Below are 18,512 nucleotides of genomic sequence, written 5' to 3'. Positions count from 1 at the left end.
AGCGGTCGCGTCAGGCCGGGAGCATGCCCGCCGCCACCTCGACATTATTTGGGGTAGAGCGGCGGCAGGCTGCTCGGCTCGCTGCCGGGGTCTTGCTCGCGCTCGTGCGCCGGAATGCTGCGAATGGCTTTCCATAACTCTTCGCCTTGCCAGTGCTGGCCGGACTCGCTGTAGAGCGCGCCATTGAGGCCGTCCAGCGCATCGGACAACAACACAAAGCGCGCGGCCATGTCCGCCAGGGTTTCGGGTTGCTGGCGGGCCCAGGCATCGAGTGCCTGGCGGGTCGCTTGCGGGTCGTTGGCCAGGCAGGCGCGTTTGAGATCATCGAGCAGTGTGCGCGGGCTGGGGCCAGTTTGCGCAGCCCGCAAAATGGCCGGCTGCCAGCGGGCGCGCCACCACAGGCCAAAGCCGATCAGCGTCGAGCAACCCAATACAAAGGTGCTGAGTTGCCACAGCCAGAGCGACGATTCATCGCTCAGCGGCCGCGTCGTATCGCTGGCGGCAGGGTCCAGCGCCAGGTCAGGGTTGGCGGCGACTTGCAGCGTGCGCGCCGGTAAGTAGCTGCGCTCAAGGCGATCTTCGTGGGTGTTCCACCACACCACTTCCACCGCGGGCAATTCGACTTGGCCTATGCGGGTGGGCACCAGCGCCTCGCGCTCTTCGCGGCTGCCGATCAGGCCGTTTTCGGTGATTTGATTGCTCAGTTGCGGCAGGTCGGGATAGCGTCGCAAGCCGTTGACGTCGGTGGCGGTGAGTGCGGGCAATTGCGCGCTGGACAGCCCTTGGGCCTTGAGCGTCAGGGTCCGGGTGAGCGAGTCGCCCACCCTGCAGTGATCGGGCTCGGGGTTCCAGGTTTCACTCATGCTCAGGCTGCGTGCGGGCAACCAGGGCGCGGTGCTCGGGTAGTCTTGCGGCTTGGGCTTGACCTTGAGCGGGATGTCCGGCGACGTCACGTGCACCAGTTTTCCCGGTATAGGGCCCAAGGGCGCCGGGGCGTTGGACTGTTGGCTGTCGACCTGGGTGGCGCTGAAAGTTTGCGCAGGCACCAGCAGCTCGCCACTGTGATGCGGGTAGATCCCGTAGCGCATTTCGATGACGCCGTGGCGCACCCCGTTGATCAGTTTTTCGTAAGTCCGCGACTCGCCGAGCTGTTCGACAATGGCATCGCTCAGGTGCAACGGGGTCAGGCTGCTGTCGTCGTACAGGGCCACCGAGTGGTAAATACGCAGGGTCAGGATGGCCTGGGCCTGCACGTAGACGCTGGACTGGTCGAGGCTGGACTCAATAAAGACCGGAGCCAGTTCGTTGACCGTGGCTTCACTCTGGCTGACGGTCAGGCTGATCGGCTGGCTGTGATAATCGCCCACCTGCAGCGGCGGGATCACCACTGTACCGGTGCGCCTGGGTTGCAGGGTGATGATCCAGCGGGTGTTGGCTTTGTTGCTGTCGCTCAGGTTGGTCAGTTGATTGACCTGCCGCGTACCGCGCACCTCAAACAGGTCGTCAAGGGGGCTGAGGTCGGGCTTGCCAAATTGCGTGGCGTCATTGGATTCCAGCGTCAGCTCAACGGTTTCGCCCGAGTTGAGGTGATCGCGATCGACACTGGCGACCAGCCCCAGTGCCTGGGCGGGCAGTGTCCAGCACCACAGCAAAAGTAACAAAGCACAAAGGCGGTTCATTGAGGCGTGTCCTGATGTTGCTGCTGTTCGTACCAAAATTTTCGTCGCAACAGTTCGCTGGGGTTGTCGGGAATCTGCTTCAGCCATTGTTCCAGTGCCTGCCGGTGTTCTTCTTCAATGGGCCGAATGCCTGACGGGGCAGGGTCGGTCGCGGGCGCTACCTCGGGTTCGCCGGGGGCGGTCGGCGGTGCGTCCGGCTGTTGCGCAGGCTGAGGACTGACCTCGCCAGCAGGCGTCGAAGCCCCGCTCGGGTCTTGCGCAGGACGGGTAGCACCGGGCGCGCCCTGGGGTGGCGTGCTGCCCGGTGATTGGGCGTCAGGTGCCGGGTTTTCGGCCTCGGGGGGGCGTTCGGGCGTGGCGTGGCTTTGCTCATGCTGCTCTTCAAGCAGTTGCTCGATCAAGGCCTTGTTCTGGGCCGCGGCCTGCAACTCGGGCTGACGCTCAAGCGCTTGCTCGTAGGCGTCAATGGCCGCCTCCAGCTCGCCTGCCATGGCCAGTGCATTGCCGCGATTGTAGTGGGCGCTGGCGCTGTTGACCTCGGCGAAACGCTCAGCTGCAGCGGCGTAGTCCCCCGCTTGATACAGCGCCATGCCTTGCCACATCGGGTCTTCGAAGTGCTGCACCGCTTGCAACGGTTTTTTCTGTTCCAGCAGGCGTTGGCCCTGTTGGTCGGGGCGTAGCCACAGGTCGGTAAAACTGAAGGCATAGCTGGGCTGTGGCAGCAAGAACAGCAGCGGCAGGCAGAACAGCCAGCCGCGCCGCCCGGCACAGGCCGCGAGCAGCAACAGGGGCAGCAATAGCCAATAACCCTGGTCAGCCCAGGTGTCCAGGCGTTGGGTCTGGCCGTCCGCGCGCAGGTGGAGTGCGCCGTCCAGCAGGCCGAGCCCGCGCAAGTCGTTATCATCCAGACGCGCCTGCCGGTAGCGGCCGCCGATGTCCAGCAAGAAACTGCGCAAATCGGGGCTGTCCAGGCGAGGCAACAGAATGGCGCCCTGGTCGTCTTTAAGCAGTTGACCGTTTTCATCGACCACCGGTGCCCCGTCGCGCGTACCGATGCCGAGCATCAGCAACGGTGGCGCATCGCTGCCCAGCCGGCTGCGGATGCCTTCCCGTTCTTGCGCGCTCAGGGAGGAGCCGATCAGCAGCAGTCGCCCTTGGCCCAGTGCGCCCTGATCCAGCAACTGCAAGGCTTTACCGACCGCCAGATCGGCGCGATGGCCGGGTTGAGGCATGATCGAGGGCTTGAGCGCCTCCAACAGGTTGCGGCTGGTGGCCAGGTCGTCAGACAGCGGCACCAGCGTGTGGGCGCTGCCGGCGTACACGATGACCGCCGTTTGCGCGTCACTGCGGTTTTGCAGCTGGTCGTACACCTTGCGCCGGGCTTGTTCCAGGCGAGTGGGCGAGCTGTCCGTGGCCAGCATCTCGGGGGTCAGTTGCAGCATCACCACCAACGGATCGGCGGGTTTTTGCGTGGCTTGCTCCACCCGCTGCCAGCTCGGGCCCATCAGCGCCAGCGCCGCCAGCAGCCAGCCCAGCCCGAGGACAATCCAGGGCAGTTTGCTGTCGCGGCCATTGCCGCCGCTCAGCAGCACCCGTTGAAACGCTACGGGCAAGATCATTTGCCAGCGCCCGGCGCGTTTTTGGCGGTGCCAGAGTTTCCACAGCAGCCAGCCGAGCAGGGGCAATACCGCCAGCCATTCGGGCCGAAACCAGTGCGGCCAGAACGTGTTCATCGGCGTCTCCGCAGGCGCAGCCGCTTAAGGCGCTGGCGCCATTGAGGCAGAGGGTGCAGGCGGTGCTCCTCGGTCAGCCAGCGGTGCAGCAGCGCATTGGGCCACAGTTCGCGAATCACCATCAGCACACTCAGCAGCAATGCGCCTGCCAGTGGCCAGCTATACAGCGCGTTGGCCGGGCGCGCCTGAGTGGGTTGCTGGGCCACCGGTTCGAGTTGGTCGAGGGTGTCCTTGATCGCGGCAAGCTCTTTGCCGTCATGGGCGCGGAAATACTGGCCGCCGGTCAGCCGGGCGATTTCCTGAAGCGCGGGCTCGTCCAGATCCACCCCGGGGTTGATCCCGAACAGGCCCTTGGTGCTGCTGTCTTCCGGGTCTGCTCCGATGCCGATCGGGTAGATTTTGACGCCTTCTTCAGCGGCCAGGCGCGCGGCGGTCAGCGGGTCGATCTGCCCGCCGTTGTTGGCACCATCGGTGACCAGGATCAGTACGCGGCTCTGGGCCGGACGTTGGCGCAGGCGTTTGAGGGCCAGGCCAATGGCATCGCCAATGGCGGTATTTTTGCCCGCAATGCCAATGCGTGCCTCGTCCAGCCAGGTGCGCACGGTATGCCGATCAAAGGTCAGCGGCGCTTGCAGGTACGCCTGACTGCCGAACAGAATCAGGCCGACACGGTCGCCTTCGCGGTTTTCCAGAAAGTCGCCCAGCAGGCTTTTGACCAGATCGAGGCGACTGACGTCTTCGTCACGCCATTGCATGTCCGGAAAATCCATCGACCCCGAGACGTCAACCGCCACCAGTAAATCGCGGCCACTGGCGGCAATGGGCAGCGGCTCACCGACCCATTGCGGGCGTGCAGCCGCCGTCAGCAGCAACAGCCAGAGCAGCAGGTAGGGCGCCTGTTGGCGCCACGAAGGCAGGGTCGAACGGGCTTTGCGTCGCGCCAGTTCTTCGAGGTCGCCCAGAAAGCTGATGTTGAGCGCCGCTTCGCCACTGTCCGCCACCGGCAACACAGCACGCATCAGCCACGGCAGCGGCAACAGGGCGAACAGCCAGGGCCAGGCGAACTCAAACATGTTTGCGGATCCAGGTTTCTACGGCTTGATTGAGCCCGGCAATGGCTTTGTCATCAAGCTTGCATTCGGGTTTGTAGGCGCCTTCTACCAGCACCATCCAGCGTGTCAGCCCGGCGGCGGGGCAACGGTTGTCTAGGAACGCCAGCCATTTGCGGCCATTAAGGGTGTGGCTCTGGCTGTAGGGGTAATGGTTGCGGCACAGACGTTTGAGCAGGCCATTGAGCTGTTGCAGCCAGGCACCGGCGGGTGCGCCGTCGTAAGGTTTTGGAAAGCGCGCAAGTTCTTCAAGCGCCGCCAGACGTACCGGGTCCAGCGGTTGCTCGGTGCGCTTTGGCAGGCGTTTGGCCGGCAAATAGCGGCGTAACCACCACAGGCCCCAGCCCAGCGCAGGAAGGATTACCAGCAGCAGCCACCAACCCGGCGCAGGCGGCCACAGGCCAATGGCCTGAGGCGCAATCAACGGTTGCAGTTGCTCAAGGGTAGTCATAGGGTTTTGCCGGGGCGCTTGGCATTCAGGTAGTCGCGCAATTGTTCGATCATTTCGCTCTGGGTGCTCAAGGGCATCAGCAGCACCCGCAGTTTTTGCGCGAGCAAGGCCCAGCGCGCGATGCGAGCTTCGGCTTGCGCGCGGTAAGCCTGACGCAAATCATAGTTGAGGGTGTCGAGTTCGAGCTGGGCCCCACGTTCGGCAAAGCGCAGCAAGCCCGCTGCAGGCAGCGCATGGTCCAGCGGGTCCGAGAGCGGTAACAGCATCAGGTCGCAATGGCGGGCCAGCAGGCTCAATTGTTGTTCGGCTGCGTCGGTGAGGGCGCGCTCGTCGCAAATCACGATCACCAGGCTGCCGGGCCGCAGCACTTCTCGGGCACGAATCAGTGCCATGCCCAAGGCATCGCGGTCCGATTGCACCTCGGTGTGCAAGGACTGATTGACCCGTACCAGGCGGTTGAGCAGTTGCAGCAGGCTCTGTTTATTGCGTCGCGGCTTGATTTCGTAATGTTCGTGGTCGCCGAATACCAGTCCGCCCACGCGGTCATTGTGGCCCAGCGCTGCCCAACCGATCAGGCTGGCGGCTTGCGCGGCCAGTACGGACTTGAACATCAGCCCCGAGCCGAAAAACAGTCGGCGGCTTTGTTCGGCGAGGATGAAAATCGGCCGTTCGCGTTCCTCATGGAACATCTTGGTGTGGGGCTCAAGGGTGCGGGCTGTGACGCGCCAGTCAATGGTGCGCACATCGTCTCCGGCCTGATACACCCGCACCTGATCGAAATCGACCCCGCGCCCGCGCAGTTTTGAGTGGTGCAGGCCCACCAGCGGGCTGCGCTGGCTGGGCGAGGAAAACAGTTGCACTTCGCGCACCCGATGGCGCATTTCGATCAGCTCGGCCAGGGTCACGCGAATGCCGGGTTCGGCGGGCAGGGGGTTGTTCATCGGTCAGGCAACGGCGACGACGTCAAGAATGCGCTGCACCACGCGGTCCTGGTCGATGCCGGCGGCTTCGGCCTCAAACGACAGAATGATGCGGTGACGTAGCACGTCGAATAATACGGCCTGTATGTCTTCGGGGCTGACAAAGTCACGCCCGGCGAGCCATGCGTGGGCCCTGGCGCAGCGGTCCAGCGCAATCGAGCCGCGGGGGCTGGCACCATAGGCGATCCACTCGGCCATCTCCGGGTCGAATTTGCCGGGGGTGCGGGTGGCCATGACCAGTTGCACCAGGTATTCCTCTACGGCGTCGGCCATGTACAAACCGAGGATTTCCTTGCGCGCTGCGAAAATGGCTTGCTGGCTGACCCGGCGCTCGGGCTTGGTTTCGCCGTTCAGGGCTTCGCCACGGGCCTGTTGCAGGATACGGCGCTCGACCGCCGCATCCGGGAAGCCGATTTTGACGTGCATCAGAAAACGGTCGAGCTGGGCTTCAGGCAGCGGGTAGGTGCCTTCCTGCTCGATGGGGTTCTGCGTGGCCATCACCAAAAACAGTGGCGACAGCTCGTACGTGCTGCGCCCGACGCTGACCTGGCGTTCGGCCATGGCCTCCAGCAAGGCGGACTGCACCTTGGCCGGGGCGCGGTTGATTTCATCGGCCAGTACCAGGTTGTGGAAGATCGGGCCTTGCTGAAACACGAAACTGCCGGTTTCGGGGCGATAGATCTCGGTGCCGGTGATGTCGGCGGGCAACAGGTCGGGGGTGAACTGAATACGATGGAACTGCGCTTCGATGCCTTCGGCGAGTTCTTTGATGGCCTTGGTCTTGGCCAGGCCGGGGGCGCCTTCGACCAGCATGTGGCCGTCAGCCAGCAGCGCGATCAGCAGCCGGTCGATCAGCTTTTCCTGACCGAGAATCTGCGTTGAAAGAAAGGTTCGCAGCGCAAGCAGCGCTTCACGATGTTCCATCGATGACTGTTCCTGAAAAGGACACCGGCGGCGCATGAATTGCGCCGGGGCTGGGGGCGTTACTTTAATCCATTGCAGGGGGTTGGGACTAATGCCAGTCGGGGTTTTTGTGGAAAAAGCACAAAACAACCCGGTTGTTGAGAATGTTGCTTATTTGCACGCCGTGGCCGGCCCCGGATTCTTCGGTGAAAAGTGCTCTGCCAGCAAGTTGGCGAAGGCATCGCGCGCCGTGTGGCATCCCGTTTCACGGTGCCACACCAGCCGGTTTTGCACCGCTGGCAGGTCGTTGAAACGATAGCGCGTCAAGGTGGCGTCGGTGCCAAAACGCTCCAGCATGCCCTCGGGGACGATGGCCAGCCCGGCGCCGACGCAGCCGATGATGCTGCCCCAGTTGGCGTAGGCCACGCTGTTGATGGGCACGTTGTGTACGGCAAGCCACTGTTCCAGTGTGTCGCGGTACGGACAGCCCGCTGGCCACATGAATACGGTTTGCCGGGAGATGGCGCTCAAGTCCGTGAGCGGCGGATGGGCAGCCCCGGCAATCAAAATCAACGGCTCGTGATAGAGCGCGGTGCTGAGCAATTTGGGGTGCTGAACATCGATGGCGACAATCGCGGCATCCAGCCGATGGTGCTGGACGTCATCAAGCAGTTGCGGCCATTGGCCGGTCACCAGCTCCAGCGTGACCTCCGGGTAGCGCTGGTGGTATTCGGCCAGCAGCGGCGGCAGGCGCCCGGTGGCGCACGAGTCGATGGCGCCGATGCGCAGTGTGCCGTGGGGCTTGGCGTGGGGCGTGACGGCGCGGCGGGCTTCATCGACCAGTGCAAGGATGCGTTCGCAATACCCCAGAAACAATTGACCGGCGGCACTGATTTGCAGCCCTCGGCCCGCACGGGTGAACAGCACGGTGCCCAGTTCGTTTTCCAGTTGTTTGATGCGCGTGGTGATATTGGACGGCACGCAGTGCAGGTGTTGAGCCGCCAGCGCAATACTGCCGCACTCGGCCACCGACTTGATCATCCTGAGTTGGCTCAATTCCACGGTTCACTCCCCCTGAGTTCAGAACTCTTAATTAATCACTTGTTCGCTGCGCCAGGGCTGACTGACATTGACTTCTGCAAACACTGCGGCTGACGTCAGTGTGCGCTGGATGAAACGAAGGGTAACCCCTCTGTTAGCGAGGTCAATATGAACATTACAAAAACAAAAGTTGAGTCATTGGCGCAGACTGTGTTTTCACATGGCGCACTCAATAACGGGTTTTATCAACGCTGGCTCAACGAAACCCTGACATTTGCTGAAGTTGAAATTTTTGCCCGTAACTATTGGGCGCGTACCCGGCGCACCGCGACGATGGTCGCGCTGTCGTTGCTGCGCGCCAACACCCTGCAGGCGCGGGTGGAAATCGTCAAGAACCTGTATTCGGAGTTGGGTGGCGGGGATGTGCATAAAGCGCACAGCGCGCTCTTGCAACGCTATTTGCTTGACCTGTTGAGCCGTTTGGCCAAACGCCCTTATTCGCTGCAAGAACTGGAAGCCGGGCCCTTGTTGGCGTCCACCCAATTATTTATTGAAGAACAAGATGCGCTATATGCACCGCACGGATTGGGGCGCTCTGAAAGTCATGTATTAGGGGCGTTGTTGGCGCAAGAGTGGTTGGCGTATTCCATGTTGACGCGTTTATACGAAGGCGCGAGGAATTATCAGTATGCGTATAAACACAATGATGAGTTTCATGAGCACTGTGAGTACTTTCATATTCATATCGGTGAAGCGGAGAAAGAGCACAAAGTTCAGGCGGTCGAAGCCGCGGCCGTTGAATGTTGTACGCAAGAAGACTTCGCCGGACTGTGCGTCGGGTTCAATCGTTTTCTGGCCATTACTGAGCATTATTGGCAGGGCATCGCGGTTGCCATGGCTCAAACCCCGACGATGGCGGTGCGCGCTTGAGGCGTGCAACGGCCCCGGCGTTGTTCGGGGCAATGCTGGCAGTGGTGCTGTGCTGGGCGTATTCGCCGATCGGGATTCATATCGGCTTGCAAAGCTACACCCCCGGCCACTTGGCCTTGCTGCGTTTTTTGGTGGCGTCGCTGTTCATGGGCGTAGTGGCGCTGGTGCGCGGCATTGGCTTGCCTCGCCTGCGTGACGCGCCGTGGTTGATGGTGTTGGGGCTATTCGCCATTGTGATTCACCATGTGGCGTTGAACACCGGCCAGCGCTGGGTCAGCCCCGGCGCGTCCAGTGTGCTGGCGCAGTCAACGCCGATATTTAGCACGTTTATTGCGGCAATCTGGCTTAAAGAGTCCGTCAGCGCCTGGCGTTGGTGTTGGGTGGGCACGGGGCTGGTGGGGGCGCTGGTGGTCATTTGGGGGGACAAGGGCTTGGGCACCTTTCGCCCCCAGGGGTTGTTGATACTGCTGGCGGCGTTGTCCTGGAGTGTCTATTTCGCGCTGCAAAAGCACTATTCCAGCCGCTACAGCCCCTTGACCATCGTCTGTTACACCATTTGGGCCGGAACCCTGTTGTTAGGTGTCTATGCACCGGGCCTGGCGGCGCAGGTGAGCGCTGCGCCGGTCAGGGTCAACCTCGCCGTGCTGGTGCTGGGGGTGTTTCCCAGTGCATTGGCCTACTTGTTGTGGGCCTATGTGTTGGCGCACACCGAAGTGAGCCGTTCGGTGTGCGTGATGTATCTGGTGCCTCCCGTCGCCATGTTGATGGCCGCTGTGTTGCTGGGCAGCCAGGTATCAGGCGGGGTGCTGTTCGGGATGGCGATTGTGTTGGGCAGCGTGTTTGCGATGCGGCGGGCGGCTTGAAGACAGGTGAGGTCTGTGTCAGCTCAGCTCGCTGGCATAGGTGCCGACGCCGTCCAGAATGAGGGTCAGGGTCTGCTCAAGCTCTTGCATGTCCGTGGCCTCGGCGTCGAACTGGACTTCAAGGTGATCATTGCCATTGAGTACGTCAACGTCACTGGCGGCCACTTCAAGCAACAGGCGGGTCTGGCTCAGGGTGACTTTGACCCCTGCCAGTGACGAGGGATCGTTGTCCCCCAGGGAAATCTCCAGCTCATCTTCGTCCGGATAGCGGCTCATCAGAAACATGTCGCCCTGCGCGCTGAAGCAGCAGACCGTGGCGAGGTTCTCTTCTTCCTCGTCGCACGGGTTGGCGAGCAGTAGAGGGGCTGTGATTTTCATGGGCTAATTCCTGGCGCTTGGGCGCCTGCAGAGCGATCAAAAGCGGCAAGTTTGCCAGCCTGCGCGCGTTTGTGCAGGTCTGAATGCTGAAACGGCGCAACTGAAGTGTTTTCGACTGTCAGTCATTTCAGATTCCTACGTCAGTAAAACGGTATTTTCCGTGAAGTTTTTTCGTTATCGAGTGCTAGGGTTGAACATGAGCAGCGCCCGCGGTTACGTCCCGATGACTGAATATGTCGCCGCATCGCAAGTATCGCGGGCATCTCTCTCGTTAAGCTGCATCCGGGATAGTTATCTCTAAAGACACAGCCCGCTGAGCGGTCAGTCGTTTTTGTAGATACCCCTCCTGGAACGTGAATGTGACCCCTGGGTCGCGGCCAGCTTCACCTCCCTGTCATGCTGTGCATTGAGGGTGGTTGCCACATCCAGCCTCACGCAGCATGGGCAGCTCCCCATGCGGGAATAGCACGCGACGCTTCTCTCAATAACAAGCCCAAGCGGAGTACCACAGATGGCGTTCTTCACCGCAGCCAGCAAGGCCGACTTCCAGCATCAACTGCAAGCGGCACTGGCGCAGCACATCAGTGAACAGGCACTGCCACAAGTGGCGCTGTTCGCCGAGCAATTCTTCGGCATCATTTCTCTGGATGAACTCACTCAACGTCGCATGTCCGACCTTGCCGGCTGCACGCTGTCGGCCTGGCGCCTGCTTGAACGTTTTGACCCGGCCCAGCCTCAAGTGCGGGTCTACAACCCGGATTACGAACGTCACGGCTGGCAATCGACGCACACCGCCGTCGAAGTGCTGCACCACGATTTGCCGTTTTTGGTGGATTCGGTACGTACCGAACTCAACCGTCGCGGTTACAGCATCCATACGCTGCAAACCACGGTTCTGAGCGTACGCCGTGGCAGCAAGGGCGAGTTGCTGGAAATCCTGGCGAAGGGTACGCAGGGCGAGGGTGTTTCCCAAGAGTCGCTGATGTATCTGGAGATCGACCGCTGCTCCAATACCGCTGAATTGAATGTGCTGAGCAAAGAGCTGGAACAGGTTCTGGGTGAAGTGCGCATTGCTGTGGCTGACTTTGAGCCAATGAAGGCCAAGGTTCAGGAATTGCTGGCGAGCATCGACAGTTGCCAGTATGCCGTGGCGGCTGATGAGAAAGCCGAGATCAAGAGTTTTCTGGAATGGCTGGTGGGCAACCATTTCACGTTCCTGGGCTACGAAGAGTTCGTGGTGCGCGATGAAGCGGACGGTGGCCATATTGAATATGACCCGGCTTCCTTCCTCGGCCTGACCAAGCTGCTGCGCGCCGGGTTGACCCCCGAAGACCTGCGCATCGAAGACTACGCAGTCAGCTACCTGCGCGAACCGACCCTGTTGTCGTTCGCCAAGGCGGCTCACCCAAGCCGTGTACATCGTCCTGCTTACCCCGATTATGTGTCGATTCGTCAGATCGATGCTGACGGCAAGGTGGTGAAGGAATGCCGCTTCATGGGCCTATACACGTCGTCGGTGTATGGCGAGAGCGTGCGTGAAATCCCGTATATCCGCCGCAAAGTGGCTGAAATCGAACGCCGCTCCGGTTTCCAGCCCAAAGCGCACCTTGGCAAGGAACTGGCGCAGGTGGTCGAAGTGCTGCCTCGCGACGACCTGTTCCAGACGCCGGTCGACGAACTGTTCAGCACGGTGATGTCGATTGTGCAAATCCAGGAGCGCAACAAGATTCGCGTCTTCCTGCGCAAAGACCCGTACGGGCGTTTCTGCTATTGCCTGGCGTATGTGCCGCGTGACGTGTACTCCACCGAAGTGCGGCAGAAAATCCAGCAAGTGCTGATGGACCGTCTGCAAGCCTCGGACTGCGAGTTCTGGACGTTCTTCTCTGAGTCGGTGCTGGCACGCGTGCAGCTGATTCTGCGGGTAGACCCGAAAAACCGCATCGATATCGACCCGCTGCTGCTGGAAAAAGAAGTCATCCAGGCGTGCCGCAGCTGGCAGGACGACTACGCCAGCCTGGTGGTCGAGAGCTTCGGCGAGGCCAATGGCACCAAAGTACTGAGCGACTTCCCGAAAGGCTTCCCGGCCGGCTACCGCGAACGATTCGCGGCGCACTCGGCCGTGGTCGACATGCAGCACCTGATGAGCCTGAACGAGCAAAACCCGCTGGTGATGAGCTTCTACCAGCCGCTGGGGCAGAGCGCCGGTCAGGAATTGCATTGCAAGCTGTACCACGCCGACACACCGCTGGCGCTGTCAGACGTGTTGCCGATTCTGGAAAACCTCGGTCTGCGGGTGCTGGGCGAGTTTCCGTATCGCCTGCGCCACGCCAATGGCCGTGAGTTCTGGATCCATGATTTCGCCTTTACCGCGGGCGAAGGCTTGAACCTGGACATCCAGCAACTCAACGACACCCTGCAAGATGCGTTCGTGCACATCGTCAGTGGCGATGCGGAAAACGATGCGTTTAACCGCCTGGTGCTGACCGCCGGTTTGCCATGGCGTGATGTGGCGCTGCTGCGTGCCTACGCCCGTTACCTGAAGCAAATTCGTCTGGGCTTCGATCTGGGCTACATCGCCAGCACGTTGAACAACCACACCGATATCGCCCGCGAACTGACCCGGTTGTTCAAAACGCGTTTCTACCTGGCGCGCAAGCTCACCGCTGAAGACCTGGAAGACAAGCAGCAGCGTCTGGAACAGGCGATTCTCAGCGCGCTGGACGATGTTCAGGTGCTCAATGAAGACCGCATCCTGCGTCGTTATCTGGACCTGATCAAGGCCACGTTGCGGACTAACTTCTACCAGCCGGATGCCAACGGCCAGAACCGTTCGTATTTCAGCTTCAAGTTCAATCCGCACCTGATTCCCGAATTGCCCAAGCCGGTGCCCAAGTTTGAAATCTTCGTGTATTCGCCCCGTGTGGAAGGTGTGCATTTGCGCTTCGGCAACGTTGCGCGCGGCGGCCTGCGCTGGTCGGACCGTGAAGAAGACTTCCGCACTGAAGTGCTGGGGCTGGTGAAGGCCCAGCAAGTGAAGAACTCGGTCATCGTGCCGGTGGGCGCCAAGGGCGGTTTCGTCCCGCGTCGTTTGCCACTGGGCGGCGGCCGCGACGAGATTCAGGCAGAAGCGATTGCCTGCTACCGGATCTTTATTTCCGGCTTGCTGGACATCACCGACAACCTCAAGGACGGTGCGCTGGTGCCGCCATTGAACGTCGTTCGTCACGACGAGGACGACCCGTACCTGGTGGTGGCTGCGGACAAAGGCACTGCGACCTTCTCCGACATCGCCAACGGTATCGCCATTGACTACGGGTTCTGGCTGGGTGATGCGTTCGCGTCGGGTGGTTCGGCCGGTTATGACCACAAGAAGATGGGCATCACCGCCAAAGGCGCCTGGGTCGGTGTGCAGCGCCACTTTAAAGAGCGCGGGATCAACGTTCAGGAAGACAGCATCAGCGTGGTCGGTATCGGCGACATGGCCGGTGACGTGTTCGGCAATGGTTTGTTGATGTCGGACACGCTGCAACTGGTGGCTGCGTTTAACCACCTGCATATTTTCATCGATCCCAACCCGGAGCCTGCCAACAGCTTTGCAGAGCGCAAGCGCCTGTTCGACTTGCCGCGTTCGGCCTGGTCGGACTACGACACCAGCATTATGTCGGCGGGCGGCGGTATTTTCTCGCGCAGCGCAAAAAGCATCGCCATTTCTCCGGAAATGAAAGCGCGTTTCGCAATCACCGCTGACAAGTTGACCCCGACCGAGTTGCTGAACGCCTTGCTCAAGGCGCCGGTCGACCTGCTGTGGAACGGCGGCATCGGGACTTACGTCAAGGCCAGCAGCGAAAGCCATGCGGATGTGGGCGACAAGGCCAACGATGCACTGCGCGTCAACGGTAACGAGTTGCGCTGCAAAGTGGTGGGTGAGGGTGGCAACCTCGGCATGACGCAATTGGGTCGTGTGGAGTTTGGTCTCAATGGCGGTGCCACCAACACAGACTTCATTGACAACGCCGGTGGTGTTGACTGCTCTGACCATGAAGTGAATATCAAGATCCTGCTCAACGAAGTGGTGCAGGCCGGCGATATGACCGAGAAGCAGCGCAATCAGTTGCTGGGCAGCATGACCGACGAAGTGGGTGCGTTGGTGCTGGGCAACAACTACAAGCAGACGCAGGCCATATCGTTGGCGGCGCGCCGTGCTTATGAGCGGATTGCCGAGTACAAGCGCCTGATGAACGATCTGGAAGCGCGTGGCAAGTTGGACCGAGCCATTGAGTTCCTGCCCTCTGAAGAGCAGCTCAACGAGCGCGTGGCGGCCGGTCATGGCCTGACCCGTGCCGAGCTGTCGGTGTTGATTTCCTATAGCAAGATCGACCTTAAAGAAGCGTTGCTCAACTCCCAGGTGCCGGATGACGCCTACCTGACCCGCGACATGGAAACAGCGTTCCCGCCGATGCTGGTCAGCAAGTTCGCCGAAGCGATGCGTCGTCATCGCCTGAAGCGTGAAATCGTCAGCACCCAGATCGCCAACGATCTGGTCAACCACATGGGCATTACGTTTGTTGAGCGGCTCAAAGAGTCGACCGGCATGAGCGCCGCCAATGTGGCCGGTGCTTACGTGATCGTGCGTGACATTTTCCACCTGCCGCACTGGTTCCGTCAGATCGAGGCGCTGGATTATCAAGTGCCGGCCGAGATTCAACTGGCTTTGATGGATGAGCTGATGCGCCTAGGGCGTCGCGCCACGCGTTGGTTCCTGCGCAGCCGTCGCAATGAGCTGGACGCCGCGCGGGATGTGGCGCACTTCGGGCCGCATCTGGCAGCGTTGGGCCTCAAACTTGACGAACTGCTGGAAGGGCCGACCCGTGAAGGCTGGCAGACGCGCTACCAGGCGTATGTCGAGGCGGGCGTTCCGGAGTTATTGGCACGCATGGTGGCGGGCACCACGCACCTGTACACCTTGCTGCCGATCATTGAAGCCTCGGATGTGACCGGGCAGAACGCAGTGGACGTGGCCAAGGCGTATTTCGCCGTTGGCAGTGCGCTGGACCTGACCTGGTACTTGCAGCAAATCAGCAACCTGCCGGTGGAAAACAACTGGCAAGCGCTGGCCCGTGAAGCCTTCCGCGACGATATCGACTGGCAGCAGCGGGCGATCACGGTCTCGGTCCTGCAAATGACCGATGCCGGTGAGAGCATCGAGGCGCGTCTGGCGCTCTGGCTTGAGCAGAACCAGACCATGGTTGAGCGCTGGCGCGCCATGCTGGTGGACTTGCGTGCAGCGACGGGGAATGACTATGCGATGTATGCCGTCGCTAACCGTGAGCTGCTGGACTTGGCCATGAGCGGTCAAACCGCGATCTGAGGGACAAAGCGGTAAAAAAAGCCCCGGCTTGAACTGCACCCCAAAAGTTGGACACCCGTCCTGACTTTTGGGGTGTTTTTTCATCAGCAAATACTCAGAGCAATTCAAGCTTGAAGCAATAACCTCTTACCTTGCTGGCGGCACAAGCTATCGAGTGGCCGCTGACAAGCATGAAATAGAGTTTGGAATGCTGCGCCGGTGGGTCGCCAGCTACCGCATCCACGGTGCCGCAAGCCTTAAAAAAATACATCGCCGATACAGCCCAGGCTTCAAGCTTTCTGTCTTGCAACGAATGTGGCGTGATGAGCTGTCTTATCGCGAGACGACGGCTTTGTTCCACCTTCGCAACGCCAATCAGGTAGGTATTTGGGAGCGCCAGTATTACAGTGGCGGCATTGAGGCTTTGACCTCTCGCAAACCAGGTCCTGCAGCCAAAATGTCCAAAAAGCCATCCAAACCTGTTACCACTTCTTGTGATGCTGACTCGCCGTCTCGTGAGCAACTGCTCGCCGAAGTGGAGTATTTGCGGATGGAGAACGCTTATTTAAAAAAGCTGAAAGCCTTGATCCAGGCAGACGAACTGGCTGCACGCGCCAAAAAGCGCAAATAGTTCTGGCATTGAGGCTGCACTACCCATTGGACGGTTTGCTTCAAGCGTCTGGCTTGGCACGCAGTACGTTTTACTACCAGCAGAAAGCTTTGCAGGTGGTGGACAAGCACGCCTCGCTCAAGACGCAGATCAAATCTGTATTTGAGCAACACAAGGGCCGTTATGGCTATCGGCGCATCACAGCCGCTATCGGTCACTTAGGCACTGTGGTGAACCACAAAAAAATCCAGCGCCTCATGGGGCAGCTACAGCTGAAATCGCTCGTCAGACCCAAGCGATACCGCTCCTATAAAGGCCCTGTAGGCCGTATAGCGCCTAACCATTTGGCGCGTGGGTTCGAAGCCGAGCAGCCCAATCAAAAATGGGTGACTGACATTACAGAGTTCAAGGTCGCGGGGGTGAAACTGTACCTTTCGCCTGTTCTTGATCTGTATAACGGCGAAATTGCGGCCTACCAAATGGAGACCGCACCTCGCTTTTCGATGGTGAGCGACATGCTCAAAAAAGCGCTGAGCTGCTTGAAAGCGCATGAGAAACCCATGCTTCACTCAGATCAGGGTTGGCACTACCAGATGGCCGCCTATCGACGTCAGCTTGAGGAAAGAGAGTTGAGTCAGAGTATGTCGCGAAAGGGAAATTGCTATGACAATGCGACGATGGAGAGCTTTTTCGGCACGCTGAAAACCGAGTTTTACTATCTGAACCGCTTCACCAGCGTTGACCAGTTGAAGGCTGGGCTGGATGATTACATCCACTATTACAATCACGACGCATAAAGCTGAAGCTAAAAGGGCTGAGTCCTGTTCAATACAGAACCCAGCCCGTAAGGCCCTAGCTTCAAACTGTCCAACTTAATGGGGTCAGTTCAGCTCGGTTGAGTCGGGGCTTTTTTGCTTTTAATGACCGCTGTGGTTTAGATGCCAATGTTGCCCAGTGTCTGGACAATATTGCGCAGTGTGCCGGCCAGGGTGGGGTGTTCCACTTCAAAGCGTTCTACAGCCAGATTAAGGTTGTCGGCGAGGCTGTGGTCTTGCGTGGCGTTCTCAAGTTTGATTTCAGCATCGATTCGCGCCGCCAGTTGATTCAAATCTTCACGCTCTTTTTCACTCAGCGGCGGATTTTTTTCCAGTTGCTCGCGCAGGGTGTCGAGTTGTTCTTGCAGTTCGCGGGCAGGCATAACGTTCATCCTTTATTGAGAGGCTGTGCGATAGACCATCGTAATGAACAAAAGGTCGATCAAGCGGGCCTTTAGAGTAATCCACTCATGTCGACTTGGCATGATCCTTATCACGTACGCCTGAAAAAATGCGCTGTCTTCTGGCCTTCAAGGAGGCGCTTGAAGGTCGGCGGGGGTGAGCAGATTGCACGTTGTGTCGTTAAGGGGGCTGCCTGTTCGGCATTTCTCGTTATACTAACGCCCAAAACCAGGGCATAGCGCCCGAGTGTAAGTGTTGCCTAGGAGTTATTTGCTATGCGCTGGAATGATCGTCTAGCCCAATTGTGTCTGGTTGCCGGTGTGGCCATGCTGCCCTTTACGGCTCAGGCCGCGACCGAAGATGACCCGTGGGAAGGTGTCAACCGTGTCATTTTCAAGTTTAACGACACCCTTGATACCTATGCCTTGAAGCCAATTGCTCAGGGCTACCAATACATCACGCCTCAGTTCCTCGAGGACGGTATCCATAACATGTACCGCAACATCGGTGACGTGCGTAACCTGGCCAACGATGTGTTGCAGGCCAAGCCGCACGCAGCGGGCGTGGATACTGCGCGGGTGCTGATGAACACCATCATCGGTGTGGGTGGTTTCTTCGATGTGGGCACCAAAATGGGCCTGCAACGCAATGAAGAAGACTTCGGTCAGACGTTGGGCCGCTGGGGTGTTCCGAGTGGTCCATACGTAGTGTTGCCGCTGCTGGGCCCAAGCACGGTGCGTGACGCGGTAGCCATCTACCCGGACACTTACGCCGAACCCTACCGTTACATGAACGACATCCCGGCGCGCAACATGGCGATCGGCATGGACGTGATCGATACCCGCGCCAGCTTGCTGTCGGCTGAAAAACTGATCACGGGCGACAAATACGTATTTATCCGCAATGCCTACCTGCAAAACCGCGAATTCAAGGTGAAGGATGGTCAGGTAGAAGACGATTTTTAAACCGTTTTTTACCGCTTGCGCAAAAGAGCCCCTCGGGGCTCTTTTTTGTTTTCAGGGCGTTTAAGCGGGCAAATCATACGTAACTGACCATGCTTTTAGTCAGCTCTGCGATGGTTCTTATAACTGTGGGGAATTTCCCTTGTGGAACTCCGTCTGCCAGCATCGGGCTGAGCTTGAAACCCCCCGCGGATGGGAGTACCGTCTGCGCCTTACGCGAGCACCTTTGTAGAACTGAGCAATACTCAATACCGGTTCAAGGTGTTTCACAGTACATTCAGTCGTTGAGCCCGCTCAGTGCGTGTTTAA

13 protein-coding genes and 1 pseudogene are annotated in these 18,512 nt (G+C 59.6%); 5 read left to right on the top strand and 9 right to left on the bottom strand.

Annotated features, from left to right (window positions below; all coding sequences use genetic code 11):
* Positions 1-44 precede the first annotated feature (44 nt).
* The 7 genes from TU74_RS02400 to TU74_RS02370 all read right to left on the bottom strand — a co-directional run bounded on the left by TU74_RS02400 (position 45) and on the right by TU74_RS02370 (position 7,917).
* Positions 45-1,679: a BatD family protein gene (locus TU74_RS02400; protein ID WP_048374897.1), complete on the bottom strand. Its 1,635-nt coding sequence runs from the start codon at positions 1,677-1,679 to the stop codon at positions 45-47.
* Complete coding sequence (locus TU74_RS02395; RefSeq protein WP_048374895.1) at positions 1,676-3,412, bottom strand: tetratricopeptide repeat protein; 1,737 nt, start codon at positions 3,410-3,412, stop codon at positions 1,676-1,678. Before TU74_RS02395 ends, TU74_RS02400 begins: the two co-directional genes overlap by 4 nt.
* Positions 3,409-4,485, bottom strand: coding sequence for a vWA domain-containing protein (locus TU74_RS02390; RefSeq protein ID WP_048374893.1), 1,077 nt, complete (start codon positions 4,483-4,485; stop codon positions 3,409-3,411). Before TU74_RS02390 ends, TU74_RS02395 begins: the two co-directional genes overlap by 4 nt.
* The gene (locus TU74_RS02385) at positions 4,478-4,972 is read right to left on the bottom strand and encodes a DUF4381 domain-containing protein (protein ID WP_047275479.1); all 495 of its coding nucleotides are present in this window, start codon (positions 4,970-4,972) and stop codon (positions 4,478-4,480) included. Before TU74_RS02385 ends, TU74_RS02390 begins: the two co-directional genes overlap by 8 nt.
* Positions 4,969-5,913 carry a DUF58 domain-containing protein gene (locus tag TU74_RS02380; RefSeq protein ID WP_048374891.1) on the bottom strand — a complete coding sequence of 315 codons (945 nt, stop codon included), beginning with the start codon at positions 5,911-5,913 and terminating at the stop codon, positions 4,969-4,971. Before TU74_RS02380 ends, TU74_RS02385 begins: the two co-directional genes overlap by 4 nt.
* Before the next feature lie 3 nt (positions 5,914-5,916).
* Complete coding sequence (locus tag TU74_RS02375; RefSeq protein WP_016780594.1) at positions 5,917-6,876, bottom strand: AAA family ATPase; 960 nt, start codon at positions 6,874-6,876, stop codon at positions 5,917-5,919.
* Between the two features lie 150 nt (positions 6,877-7,026).
* Complete coding sequence (locus tag TU74_RS02370; RefSeq protein WP_048374889.1) at positions 7,027-7,917, bottom strand: LysR family transcriptional regulator; 891 nt, start codon at positions 7,915-7,917, stop codon at positions 7,027-7,029.
* Between the two features lie 147 nt (positions 7,918-8,064).
* Here TU74_RS02370 and TU74_RS02365 point away from each other — a divergent pair, with 147 nt between their 5' ends.
* Together TU74_RS02365 and TU74_RS02360 are read left to right on the top strand one after the other, a co-directional pair.
* A complete protein-coding gene (locus tag TU74_RS02365) occupies positions 8,065-8,826 on the top strand; it encodes an iron-containing redox enzyme family protein (protein WP_048374887.1) in 762 nt (253 codons plus the stop codon).
* A 32-nt stretch (positions 8,827-8,858) separates the two neighbouring features.
* Positions 8,859-9,689, top strand: coding sequence for a DMT family transporter (locus TU74_RS02360; protein ID WP_047276529.1), 831 nt, complete (start codon positions 8,859-8,861; stop codon positions 9,687-9,689).
* Between the two features lie 18 nt (positions 9,690-9,707).
* Here TU74_RS02360 and TU74_RS02355 read toward each other — a convergent pair whose 3' ends face one another.
* Positions 9,708-10,067 carry a hypothetical protein gene (locus TU74_RS02355; protein WP_048374883.1) on the bottom strand — a complete coding sequence of 120 codons (360 nt, stop codon included), beginning with the start codon at positions 10,065-10,067 and terminating at the stop codon, positions 9,708-9,710.
* A gap of 511 nt (positions 10,068-10,578) precedes the next feature.
* Here TU74_RS02355 and TU74_RS02350 point away from each other — a divergent pair.
* Positions 10,579-15,435, top strand: coding sequence for an NAD-glutamate dehydrogenase (locus tag TU74_RS02350; RefSeq protein ID WP_047294228.1), 4,857 nt, complete (start codon positions 10,579-10,581; stop codon positions 15,433-15,435).
* 82 nt (positions 15,436-15,517) lie between these two features.
* Positions 15,518-16,880, top strand: a pseudogene (locus TU74_RS23930) (IS3 family transposase).
* 78 nt (positions 16,881-16,958) lie between these two features.
* Here TU74_RS23930 and TU74_RS02335 read toward each other — a convergent pair.
* Positions 16,959-17,222, bottom strand: a complete 264-nt coding sequence (locus tag TU74_RS02335; protein ID WP_047282686.1) for a DUF4404 family protein — start codon at positions 17,220-17,222, stop codon at positions 16,959-16,961.
* A 294-nt stretch (positions 17,223-17,516) separates the two neighbouring features.
* On the opposite strand from TU74_RS02335, the gene TU74_RS02330 reads away from it, so the two are divergent.
* The gene (locus tag TU74_RS02330) at positions 17,517-18,206 is read left to right on the top strand and encodes an MlaA family lipoprotein (protein ID WP_047275462.1); all 690 of its coding nucleotides are present in this window, start codon (positions 17,517-17,519) and stop codon (positions 18,204-18,206) included.
* The last annotated feature ends 306 nt before the right edge of the window (positions 18,207-18,512 follow it).

Source organism: Pseudomonas lundensis (assembly GCF_001042985.1).
Taxonomy (GTDB): domain Bacteria; phylum Pseudomonadota; class Gammaproteobacteria; order Pseudomonadales; family Pseudomonadaceae; genus Aquipseudomonas; species Aquipseudomonas lundensis.
This window is presented reverse-complemented; position numbering and strand designations above follow the sequence as displayed.